Source organism: Nocardiopsis sp. NPDC058789, from assembly GCF_042745575.1.
GTDB lineage: Bacteria > Actinomycetota > Actinomycetes > Streptosporangiales > Streptosporangiaceae > Nocardiopsis > Nocardiopsis eucommiae.
In genome coordinates this window covers 26,079-37,536 of sequence record NZ_JBHYOW010000029.1, presented here as the reverse complement: position 1 = coordinate 37,536, position 11,458 = coordinate 26,079, and the positions used below count along the sequence as shown (strand labels likewise).

The following is an 11,458-nucleotide window of genomic DNA, read 5'->3' as shown; positions in this document are numbered from 1 at the left end:
ACTACATCTCGGGGGGGTGGGCGGGGGGGGGGGGGGCGTGCCGCCCCGCGCGGCCGTGGTCCCTCATCGGGTCTCCTCGGCGGGCCCCCCCCCCCCCCCCCCCCCCCCCCGCCCCTCGTCCTGGTCCCGCGTCAGGCTCCGGGGGTGTCGGGTCCCTCGATTCCCGACTCACGGAGGAACCGGGCCTCCGGGCTCTCCGGGTCGTAGGGGCGGGCCGCGGTCATGACCACCCGGGCGTTCTCCGGAGTGGTCACCTCGACCTCGACCGAGCCCCAGGGCATCTGGCGCGGACCTGTCGTGGACCCGGGCCGCTGCTCCTCGCAGGCCGTCACGATGCCCTCGATCTGGTTCAGCACGCAGGAGAAGCTGACGCTCGAGGCGGACGCCTGCTCCGGGCGCTCACCCGGCACGAGCAGGACGTCCTGGAACGCCCAGCGCCGCAGGTGGACGACCTGGCCGGGGACCGAGTAGAGGTCGAAGAACCCGAGGCCGTCGACCCAGAACGCCTTGGACGCCTCCAGGTCGTGGGTGGGCACGGTGACGAACATCGGCATGCCGTAGATGCCCCGGAACAGTTCCGGAGGCGCGGTGTCGGGTCCGGGCGGAGGGACGGGGCTGACGCTGAACGCGTGGAAGGTTTCGCTCATGGGGACCATCGTTGACCCTCACGTCGCGTGAGGGTCAAGCCGATGCGAGGCCCTCCGTTTCGGTCCTTCTCCAATAGGGGCTGTGGGTTCTGTGGAAGGTGCGGACGGTACCGGGTCCCAGTCCGCTTGGTTGTCGTATGTCCACTTTTGGCTGCGAAAGGTTCTGTGACGCCCCTCATAGTCCACATCTGGTGAGCAAATTGTGGCCTTGAGGTTTTTGGGTGTTACGGCCCGCCTTGGGAGCCCGTTACCTGCGCAAACGAGGAGATCGCCCCCATTTAGTCGCGTGTCTCCGGCCTGTTCCGGGGCACAGACCGAAAAACCGGTCGCGTTGCAGCCATCTCCCAACCCGGTGATGGCGCACCATAGAGGATGGGGTAAAGACATGCGGGGGCCTTGTGGTCGCGTGCGGTCGCCCGCCGGACGGTGTGGCGGTGCGTGTGCGGTCGGGAGGCCCTGGTGTCTGCCAACCTTTCCCGCACGAACCACGACGCAGGAGCTCAGCAGATGAGGCATCAGCACGTCCACCGGCGGGGTTGGCGACGCATCCTGATGACGTTCCTGATGCTGTGCGGACTCATCCTCATCCCACTGAGCTCCGCGCAGGCGAACCCCATGTGCGCGGGCAACCCGGCCCCGCTCCCGGAGTCCGCGGGCAGTGGTTCGGACGGTCTCCTGGTGCCGCCGCAGTCGCAGTCGGCGATCGAGGGTTCCCCTGACGGGATGCCCCCCGACGCGAGCATGTACGGCCAGTACGGGACCGCCGGTCAGCAGTGGCACATGATCACCGAGTCCTGTGTGGACAAGATGGGTTTGGGCGCCCAGGCCACCATCGCGAACTCCGCCTGGGACCTGTCGAAGACCATCAACCAGTCGACCATCACCGTCTACCAGGCGGCCACTTCGGATGGTCTTTTGTCCAGTTTCACCGAAGCCGTCGAAAGCGTGATCATCGCTCTGAGGGAGGGTATTTGGCGTCCTCTCATTCCGACGATGGTTATTCTCGGTGCGATCTGGCTGGGTTGGTACGGCCTCATCCGTAAGAGGATGACGCTGACGCTGGAGTCCTCGGTCTGGATGGTTGCCGCCACCGCGATCGGCATGTGGATTCTGGTGAACCCGGCTCAGGTCATGGGCATGGGCAGCGCTCTGGTCAACTCTGGGACACAACTGGTGACCAGCGCCGTTGGCCAGGTTCCCTACGGAGGAGGTTCCGGATCGTGCCCTGCAGGAGCGGAGCCGCCCGAACGCGCCAGCTGGGAATCCGAGGCTGATTTCCAGGTGCGCCGCAACGCGGACATGCTGTGGTCGAGCCTGGTGTGTCAGCCGTGGGTTGCCGGACAGTTTGGTAGTTCCACCCTGGCCGAGGACGCCTCGATCGACCACTCAATGGATCTGATCGCAGCGCAAGGCATCAGCCGAATTGAGCAGCAGCAGATCTCCGACGGGGAACTCGACCCGAATGCGCTTGCCACCGAAAAACAAGAGTCCTACGAGGCGATCGCCGCAGACGTTGAATCCACCTACCCGAGCGTCTATCCGCTCTTTGCGGGGGATGACCAGGGGAGTCGACTGGGCGTGGCGACCCTGGCTCTCTTTGCGTCGATCTTCGCGGGTGGGTTGATCCTGGCTGCCTCGGTGGCGCTCATCGTACTGAAGATCGCTTTCATTCTTCTGTTCATGCTGGCGCCAGTGTTTCTTTTGATCGGCATTCACCCTGGTTATGGGCGGATGGTGCTGCTGCGCTGGGTGGAGCTGATGGTCGGGTTCCTGCTCAAGCAGATCTTCATCGTTCTCCTGATGGCTCTGCTTGTCATGAGCTACGGCATCGTCATGTCCACCAGTCTGGGCTGGGGCCTGCAGATGATCCTGCTCGCGTTGTTCACCCTGGCGATCTTCATCTACCGGAAGACGTTCGCCTACCTCTTCGCCTCGGTCAACGCGAACACGTTCACCTCGCGCATCGTGACCGACGCCGCTCGCAGCCAGGCCCTGGACAAGAGTGCGATGGTGCTCCCCCCGGTCGCCTACCTCAAGACGCAGAACTGGGGCCGCCGCCGGGGCGGCATGATCGCTGGCGCGGCGGCGGGTGTTCCCGTGGGTGGGGGCGTCACGCCGGGGGCCACCGAAACGGCGGAGGAGGTTCCCGAGGGCGGCAACACCCGCGCCGAGGGCGCTCGCGTTCGGGGAGTCGGCGGCTACGGGCGGGTCCGGGGCAACGACAACGCTCCGCCGCTCAACGTCAGTCGGAGCGGTGGGGGCGGTGCCCCGCGCCCGACCACCGGTTCCCGCAATAGTGACCAGGCACCGAGTCTCTCCGGAGGGGGAGGCGGAGGTGCTGGGGCAGCTGGCGGCGGCGGAGCGATCCCGCCCCGGCCCGCCGGCGGCTACACCGGAACCGGGGACAGCGGCTGGGCCGCCGTCTTCGGTACCGGCGGCGGAGGCGGTGGTGCCAACCGCAACGACGGTGGTGGCTCCGACTCCCGTTCCGGTGGGGGCATGTTCGGTGGCGGATCCAGCAACTCACGTGCGGCCAGCGCGGACCGCGCCGAGCCCAGCACCGGGCGGGGCATCTTCAACGGGCGCGAGGACACCCCTGCCCAGGGGAACCTCGGCGGCCGGAGCTCGCGTTGGGGTGGGCCGAAGGAGAAGCGTGACCGCCCCGCCCCGCAGCGGCCCGCGCGTCCGGCCCCCGCCGACCGTGGCCGACGAGGCGACGGAGAGGGCGGCTGGCTGACCGGTTCCGGGAAGAGCAAGGACAACGCCCCCATCACCCCGTTCTGGGGGGAGGGCGGCCCCTCCAGCACCCGGGACCGCAAGCGCGACGTCCCCTTCTGGCTGAACGACGACCAGTGACCCGGTCACAGAGCAGACGACAAGGCAACCGACCACCATGCCCAACCCTCTCCCCGAACGCACCCAGCGACTGGTCGTCATCGGCCTGATCGCCGCCCTGGCCGGTTTCGGCATCTACTTCAGCCTCGGCGGGTTCGGGGACGACCAGGCGGAGGATCCCGGTGGTCCGCCCCGGGAGCCGGGTGCCGCCCAGGGGGAGGCGCCCTCCTCCAACCCGGGGGCCCTGGCCACCGTCCCGCCCAGCCCGATCCCGACCACCGCCGCCGAGGACCTGGACGTCCTCGGCTGGTTCCCGTTCTCCGAAGGCGAGTTCCAGGCGGCGGGAGCGACCGCACAGGCCTTCGCCGAGGCCTACGGGACCATCGACTACGCGCAGGATCCCGAGGCCTACTACGCGGCCATGGAGGCCCTGTCGACCGACGAGTACGCGGAGGTGCTCTCCGACGCGAACCGGGTCGGCGCCTTCTGGGCGGAGATGAGCGAGGCCGAGGCCGTCGCGGAGGGACGCGCGGAGGTCCAGGAGATCCGGACCTTCGGCGCGGACTCGATCACCTTCGTGGTCACCGCGCAGTCCATCACCGAGACCGGTGCCTCCGAGTTCGACGAGGATCTCGGAGACTTCGCCGTCACCCTGGTCCGCGACGGCGGGACCTGGGCGGTCTTCGACTTCCAACCCGCCGACGCGGGACAGTTCGGGGAGGAGTGAACGCGTGATCTCCGCTCTACGTACCGCGACCCCGAACGAACGAACGGGTTCCTGCCTGACCAGGGTCGCGGTCCTGGCGGCCGTCGGTGTGGCTGGCCTGGTCCTCCTGACCCTGATGGTGATCCCGGCGCTCACCAACAACACCCAGGTGGGTTCCTGGTTGGCCTCCGGCGTCGTGTGCGCCCCCAACGCCGACGCCGACCAACCGGACAGCAGCGCCTACGCGATGGACACCATCCCGGAGAACTACCTGGAGCTGTACAAGGAGGCGGGCGAGGACCGGGGGGTTCCGTGGAACATCCTCGCGGGCATCGGGCAGGTGGAGTCCCACCACGGGCGCTGGGAGGGGCCGGGGATCACCGAGGGCCACAACGACTGGGGGGCCTCCGGCCCCATGCAGTTCGGATCGCTGGACGGGTCCGCGGCGGGGAACAGCTGGGGCGGTGAGCCGATCCAGCCGGTCGACGAGCGGCCCGAGCTGGGCTACGGGGTGGACGGCAACGACGACGGCGTCGTCAACGTCTACGATCCGGCCGACGCCATCCCGGCCGCCGCCGACTACCTTCTGGCGCACGGCCTCGAGGACGACGTCCGCCAGGCGATCTTCGGCTACAACCGTGCCTGGTGGTACGTGGACGACGTGCTGGAGTGGGCGGAACGGTACGCGGACGGCGACTTCAACACGTCCGACTCCATCCGGACCGCGGTGCTCTGCGAGTTGGACGAGGACGGGGTGCCGATCGGCCAGGCGCCTGACGACCTGACGCAGGCGGTCGTGGACTGGGCCCTCGACCAGCGCGGCAAGCCCTATATCTGGGGCGGTACCGGACCGGACGGGTACGACTGTTCCGGACTGACGATGAAGGCCTACGAAAGCATCGGAGTGACGGTCCCACGGGTTTCGCAGGACCAGTGGGGTTTCGGCCCGGAAGTCCCTCAGGGCGAGGAACAACCCGGGGACCTGGTCTTCTTTGACGTGACCCGGGCCGGAGAGCCGCCGGGACCGGGACACATGGGAATGGTGATCGGGGACGGTTTGATGGTCGAGGCCTGGTGCACCAACTGTGGTCCGATCGCGGTACGCGAGTACGATGACCCCAATCGTGCGGACATCGTGGGGTTCACCCGTCCGCTTGAGCACCCCGAAGTGAAGGCTCAGCTGGAGGCGCAGGCGTAACCGTGGCGGACACCCAGGAAAAGGACGCGAAGCGCGGAAGACCAGCGAAGAAGGGCCTGCACGGCTGGAAGGCGGCCCTCACGGTCTTCGGGTGCGGTACCTTCGCCGCCTTCGGTGTCTTCGGTGTGCTTGTGGGGGCTCTCAGCCTCCTGGTGGGTTCCGTTTCCTCTGGAATATCCAGCGATGCCTCGGAGGCTCCAGTGGCTGCCGAGCAACGAGGGAAGCCGCGCGCCGAACTGGAGCCGGGCGGACTGGAAGTCTGCGGTGACTACATGGCGCTACCCAGCATGAGAGATCTTCATGTTGAAGAGACGGTCTCCGTGTCTCATTCGGACCCTGCCGAGAATCCTGGATTTGACCAGGAAGAGCCTCGTCTGGTGTCGGGTGCATGCAGTTTCACCGTAAGGCCACAGTTCGGTACTACCGCACTCTGGTACTTTGATTTCGAGTTCGAAGCGGTCGTCCATGACCCGCAGGAGGATCGGGATCAGGTGGCCGAGGAGTTGTTTGCCGAAGCTCTGGAATCCGTTCCTGCGGAGTTCTCGCAGATTGAGTCGCAAGCAGATCCCGACTGGGCTGATGCGGCGCAGTCCTTTTATGGTGAGGACCTCGACGGGGTTTCTCAGTATCTCGTGGTGGCGCGGACTCGAAGCGCCGTCTACACGATGGTCTTCTCCGGTGATCCTGAAGGGCTGGAAAGCGGTCAGGTTCCGGAGTTCGACTTCGAACGCCAGGGGGAGGCCCTCGGGTCGCGCTTGAATGACCGGTTCTTCACTATTATTCCGGAGTAGAGGCGTGAAGACGCTCCTCCTCCAGAGAAGCACCCCTACGCGACGCCGGCCATGAAGTGGTGGCGGCACAGGGTCGTGTACGACTCGTTGCCGCCGATGTGCACCTGCTCGCCCTCGTAGATCATGACCCCGTCGACCACGCGGGCGTTGTGTGTGGCGCGGTTCCCGCACCAGCAGCGGGCGTAGACCGGCAGGATCTCTATTTTGTCCGCGAGTTCGACGAGCCTCTTCGACCCGGGGAACAGTGCGCCCTGGAAGTCGGTCAGGATCCCGTAGCAGTACACGTCGATGCCCATGCCGTCCACGACGCCCGCGAGCTGTCCGACCTGCTTGAACGACAGGAACTGGGCCTCGTCGCAGATCACGTAGGAGGCCTTGCGGTCGGCCACGTCGTCGTACAGGTCCAGGGCGTCGCCGACCTCGACCGCGGGTGAGGTCAGGCCCAGTCGCGAGGAGATGATCCCCGAGCCCGCGCGGTCCTGTTTCGTGTACAGGACGCCCTCGCCCCCGCGGGAGTGGTGCTCCTGGAGGGCCATGGTGCTCTTGCCCGAGTTCATCGAACCGGTGAAGTACTTCAGCTCCGCCATGTCTCTTCCTCGGTCGCGGGCGCTGCTTGGGGGAGGCCCGACTGCCGTCGAGGCCAGCAGCGAAGATATCAGCGGGGAGCGGGGCCCGGTCACACCCGTCGGAGCCCTCCCGTCCGGTGGCCGCGTCGTGGGGGACGGTTCGCGGCCGGTTGCGGGGGTGGGGCGGTTCGGGAAGGGGCCGGTCCGAAACCGGGTGGGGCGCGCGTGTGGGATGTCGCACGCGCCAGTGACCTCCCGTGGTGATGGGTTCGTGACGTGCGGGACGGCGGGTGAGCGTACCGTCCTGGGGTGCGCTGTTGCCTCGCGGGGCTCCGGTGGGTCGCGGTCGGCGCCCCCGGGACTCCTGGGAGCGCCCTGGGAGCGGTTCCGCGCGAAGGATGACGCGCTCGGAGCCGTCCGAAACGGCTTCGATATATTTGGGCGCGCCTTGTCCTCATTCAGGGCGCGTGTGTGAGGGGGAAAGTGACGTTGCGGCGGGAACAGGTCACCCAGATCGTGGAAAGTCGTTGGTTCTCCAACGTCATGCTTGCCGTGATTCTGGCCAATGCCGTCATATTGGGCTGGGCGACCTATGGCGGTTCCGCCCTTCCGTATCTCGAAGCCGTCGAGCAGTTCGTGATCGGTCTGTTCGTCGTCGAGATGATCCTCAAGCTGTACGCCTGGCGCGGGGGGTTCTGGCGGGACGGCTGGAACTGGTTCGACTTCGGGGTCGTCGTGATCTCGCTGATCCCGGCGAGCGGGCCCTTCGCGGTGCTGCGTATCCTCCGGGTCCTGCGGGTGCTGCGGGCGATCACCGCGGTCCCGCAGATGCGCCAGATCATCGGCGCCCTCTTCAAGGCGGTGCCCGGCATGGGCACGGTGATCGGTCTGCTGCTCATCGTGGTCTACACGTCCGCGATCCTCGCCCAGCAGATGTTCGGTGAGAGCGTCCCGGAGTTCTTCGGGAACCTCGGCACCTCCCTGTACACGATGTTCCTCCTCATGACCACGGAGAACTGGCCGGACGTCTCGGACGAGGTGCTGGCACACCACCCGTACGGGTGGGTCTTCTTCGTCGTCTACATCGTGCTCACCGCGTTCATCATCCTGAACCTGGTGATCGGTGTGATCGTCACGTCGATGGAGCAGGAGTTCGGCAAGGGCCGCTGGGAGGAGGACCAGCAGCTCGAACTGGTCCAGCACAACGCGGTCATGGATCGGCTGGCGGAGCTGAGCGAGCAGGTGCGACGACTGGAGGGCAGGCTCCGGGAGGAGGGCGCCGCAGAGGTCTCCGTCGTGGGCGGCGATGCCCCCGAGGGGGAGGCCGGGGAGGGCGGGACGAGGGCCCGGGAGTGACGGGCCCCCGACCCCTCAGGGGCTGGTCAGGATGACCAGCCGCTGGGTCGCCCGGGTCATCGCGACGTAGCGGTCGACCGCGCCCTCCACCCCCTCACCGAAGCGGTCCGGATCGACGAGGACGACCAGGTCGAACTCGAGGCCCTTGACGAGGTCCGGGCTCAGGGAGCGCACGCGCGGCGTGGCCCGGAACGCGGGGTGGCCGATCAGGCAGGCGGTTCCCTCCGGGTTCTCGGCGAGCCAGGAGTCGACGACCTCCCGCAGGTCCGACAGCGGTCCGTGCCGGACGGGGATCCCGCTGGCCCGGACGGAGGTCGGCACGTTGGCGTCGGGCAGTTCCGCGCGGATCACCGGTTCGGCCTCCGCCATGACCTCCTCCGGGGTCCGGTAGTTGACGCTGAGGGAGGCGAGGGTGACCCGGTCGAGGCCCACCCGCTCCAGCCGGTCCCGCCACGACTCGGTGAACCCGTGCCGGGCCTGGGCGCGGTCCCCGACGACGGTGAAGCTCCGGGACGGGCAGCGCGGCAGCAGCATGCGCCACTGCGCGTCGGTCAGCTCCTGGGCCTCGTCCACCACGATGTGCGCGAACGGTCCCGCGAGCAGGTCCGGGTCCGCGGCGGGCAGCCCGTCCCCGTCGACGAGGGTGTCCTGGAGGTCCCGGTGGCGCAGCATCGTCACCAGCCCCTCGCCGTCGTCGTCGGCCTCCAGCAGGGTGTCGATCACGGACGACCTGCGCTCGTGCTCGGTCGCGGCCGAGGCCTCGCGGCGGCGTCGGTGTTCGGAGGCCCTCGGGTCACCCAGCCGCCGCCGGGCGGCGTCGAGGAAGGGCAGGTCGGAGATGGTCCAGGCCTCGGGTTCCTCGCGCTGGAGCCGCTGGATCTGGTCGGCGTCCAGCCACGGCGCGCAGAGCCGGAGGTAGGCGGGCACGGTCCACAGGTCCCCGACGAGGTCGGTGGGTTCCAGCAGCGGCCAGGCCCGGTGCAGGGTGGTGAGCAGTTCCACGTCACGGAGCAGCGTCGCCCTGAGCGTCGGCGGGGCGACCTCCTCGTCGGTCCGGTCGGCCAGCTGGTCGAGGAGGATCTCCACCAGCTCGTCGAGGATGGTCTCGCGGGCCTCGTTGTGCGCGGTGCCCGGGTCCACCGACCCGAACGCCTCGGCCCAGTCGTCAGCGCTCAGCCGCAGGTCGCACCAGGGGGTCGAGACCGTCGTGCCCGTCTTCGGGGGCCGCTCGTAGAACCGGACGGCCGGTTCGATCGCGTCCACCAGGTGCGCCGACTCCTTGAGCCGCGCGGCCTCGGGATCGGCCTCGGTCCGCGTGGTGCCGCCCTCGGGGACCAGGTCGCGCACCGTACAGGTCTGGACGCCCTCCTCACCGAGGCTGGGCAGGACGTCCGCGACGTAGGCCAGGTACGGCTGGTGGGGGCCGACGAACAGGACCCCGCCCCGGCGGTGGCCCACACGCGAGTCCGAGTAGAGCAGGTGCGCCGTGCGGTGCAGGGCGACCACGGTCTTGCCCGTGCCCGGGCCGCCGTCCACGACGAGGGCGCCGCCGGAACCGGCGCGGACGATGGCGTCCTGGTCGGCCTGGATCGTGCTGAGCACGTCGCGCATCCGGTCCGAGCGGTGGGCGCCCAGGCTGGCGATGAAGGCGGACTGGTCGTCGAGCGCGGCGTGGCCCTCGAAACCGTCCTCGGTGAACACCTCGTCCCAGTAGTCGCTGACACGGCCGAGGTTCCAGCGGTACCGGCGACGGCTGGCCAGGCCCATCGGGTGGGCGTGGGTGGCCGCGAAGAAGGGTTCGGCCGCGGGGGAGCGCCAGTCGATCAGGAGGCGCCGCCCGTCGCGGTCGGTCAGGCCGAGCCGTCCGACGTAGACGGGTTCGAGGTCGTCGGCCCCGACCATGCGGCCCAGGCACAGGTCGGAGCCGAAGCGGCGCAGGGTGCGCAGGCGGGCGGACAGCCGGTGCACCTCCATGTCCCGGTCCAGGACCTCGCGCACCTTGCCCGTGGGAGCCCGGCGGCGCTCGTCCAGCCGGGCGGAGAGGTCGCTGATCGACTGTTCGAGGGTGTCCCGGACGGCGGCGAGGTGCCTCTCGTCGTCGGAGACCAGGGTCGGATCCCCCTTGGAAGAGAGGTGGTCCGAAAGCTCGAAGACGCTTCTGGCCTGCTGTTTCACAACGTCCCCCGTGTCGTTGGTTCTGCTCACGGTGGACCATTGTGAGGGGCGAGGGGGGTCTTGCGGCAAGCCCCGGGGTGAGCTATAAGTTGAGAATGGCGGGGAGTGTCCTGAGACTCCCGCCAGCCCACCGATCTCCGCCGGGCACACGGCGTGGCAGGTCGGACCCCCACCCCGTGAACGCGTCCTTCGGCATGGCCCCGTGGCCCTGATGGGCGGCCCCAGCTCCGGGCCGCCCACCCGACCGAACCCGAAACGGGCTCACCGAGCGCTCTCGGACAGAGCCGGTGCCGTTGTTCCCCGACGGCTCCCGAGGCTGTCCGTTTGTGGTGGGAACATCCTCTGTGATGCCGGGTGTCTGTTTGGTGGCGGGAATGTTCTGGGTCGGCCTCGATCTCGGGTTTTCTCTGTTCTCCGGGCCGAAAGCGTTGTAGGAACGACGGGAAAGCCCAGCGAACGCTGCGTGCCCCCAGCTGAGGAGAGAGCGGACATCGATGGACGTTGAGCCCGAACACGACGGTCGGACCCCCAGACAGCGGGACCGGGACCGCAAGTACCGGGAGCACGTCGCCAGAGTCCAGCGCCGGGACCGGCTCGACAGCTGTGTCACCGACGTACGGCTGATCTACCAGGCCCTGCGGCACCGTGCCGAGCGCGGTTCCCCGGAGTGGAGCGAGTTCGACCGGCTCTGGCGCTACCACGGGGAGGTCGAGAAGACCGTCTCCCAGTTCACCGCCGCCGAGCAGGACCAGATCCTGGACGAGTACCCGAGGCTCGCCGCCCACCTCCGGGCCGAGTACCGGCTCTGAGGCGCGGGAGCCGTGTCGCCGCGGGCGCCGTGTCGTCCCGGGAGTCGGAGCGGCGCGTCGGTAGTGTGCCGTCCATGACCTTCGCGAACGTCGGCGTCCTGGAGACCGCCCCGGGCAGGCGGGACGAGGTCGTCGCCGTCCTGACCCGGCACAACCCCGAGCTCGGGGCAGCTGGATGCCTCTCGTACGAGGTGGGCGTCGACGACGCCGCACCCGACACGGTGTTCGTCACCGAACTCTGGGAGTCGGAGGACGCGCACCGGGCCTCCCTGCGGCTGCCCGGCGTTCGGGCCGCGATCGTCGAGGCGCGGCCCCTGCTCGCCGGGATGGACGGGCGGCGCTTCACCGTGGTCGGCTCACCCCTGCGGGACTGAC

Annotated in this window: 10 protein-coding genes; 7 read left to right on the top strand and 3 right to left on the bottom strand. The window is 68.6% G+C overall.

Annotated features, from left to right (window positions below; genetic code table 11):
- Positions 1-131: 131 nt before the first annotated feature.
- A complete protein-coding gene (locus tag ACFW3L_RS25925) occupies positions 132-647 on the bottom strand; it encodes a VOC family protein (RefSeq protein WP_378748230.1) in 516 nt (171 codons plus the stop codon).
- A gap of 507 nt (positions 648-1,154) precedes the next feature.
- Between ACFW3L_RS25925 and ACFW3L_RS25920 the strand changes: the two genes are divergently transcribed.
- From ACFW3L_RS25920 to ACFW3L_RS25905, 4 genes are read left to right on the top strand one after another with little or no spacing between them, the layout of a single operon-like run.
- Entirely contained in the window at positions 1,155-3,503 is a 2,349-nt protein-coding gene (locus ACFW3L_RS25920; protein WP_378748226.1) for a type IV secretion system protein, read from the top strand.
- Positions 3,504-3,540: 37 nt separating this feature from the next.
- Positions 3,541-4,209, top strand: a complete 669-nt coding sequence (locus ACFW3L_RS25915) for a hypothetical protein (RefSeq protein ID WP_378748221.1) — start codon at positions 3,541-3,543, stop codon at positions 4,207-4,209.
- A 4-nt stretch (positions 4,210-4,213) separates the two neighbouring features.
- Positions 4,214-5,386 carry an NlpC/P60 family protein gene (locus ACFW3L_RS25910; RefSeq protein ID WP_378748218.1) on the top strand — a complete coding sequence of 391 codons (1,173 nt, stop codon included), beginning with the start codon at positions 4,214-4,216 and terminating at the stop codon, positions 5,384-5,386.
- Positions 5,387-5,388: 2 nt separating this feature from the next.
- Entirely contained in the window at positions 5,389-6,177 is a 789-nt protein-coding gene (locus ACFW3L_RS25905; RefSeq protein ID WP_378748212.1) for a hypothetical protein, read from the top strand.
- Between the two features lie 35 nt (positions 6,178-6,212).
- On the opposite strand, the gene ACFW3L_RS25900 is transcribed toward ACFW3L_RS25905, so the two are convergent.
- On the bottom strand, positions 6,213-6,764 hold the full coding sequence (locus ACFW3L_RS25900; protein ID WP_378748208.1) for a thymidine kinase: 552 nt from the start codon (positions 6,762-6,764) through the stop codon (positions 6,213-6,215).
- A gap of 522 nt (positions 6,765-7,286) precedes the next feature.
- On the opposite strand from ACFW3L_RS25900, the gene ACFW3L_RS25895 reads away from it, so the two are divergent.
- Positions 7,287-8,099: an ion transporter gene (locus tag ACFW3L_RS25895; RefSeq protein WP_378748204.1), complete on the top strand. Its 813-nt coding sequence runs from the start codon at positions 7,287-7,289 to the stop codon at positions 8,097-8,099.
- Between the two features lie 15 nt (positions 8,100-8,114).
- Here ACFW3L_RS25895 and helR read toward each other — a convergent pair whose 3' ends face one another.
- Complete coding sequence (helR, locus tag ACFW3L_RS25890; RefSeq protein WP_378748236.1) at positions 8,115-10,274, bottom strand: RNA polymerase recycling motor ATPase HelR; 2,160 nt, start codon at positions 10,272-10,274, stop codon at positions 8,115-8,117.
- A 494-nt stretch (positions 10,275-10,768) separates the two neighbouring features.
- Between helR and ACFW3L_RS25885 the strand changes: the two genes are divergently transcribed.
- Positions 10,769-11,083, top strand: a complete 315-nt coding sequence (locus ACFW3L_RS25885) for a hypothetical protein (protein WP_352388647.1) — start codon at positions 10,769-10,771, stop codon at positions 11,081-11,083.
- Between the two features lie 74 nt (positions 11,084-11,157).
- Positions 11,158-11,457 (top strand): putative quinol monooxygenase, encoded by a 300-nt coding sequence (locus ACFW3L_RS25880; protein WP_352388649.1) that lies wholly within the window; start codon positions 11,158-11,160, stop codon positions 11,455-11,457.
- The last annotated feature ends 1 nt before the right edge of the window (position 11,458 follow it).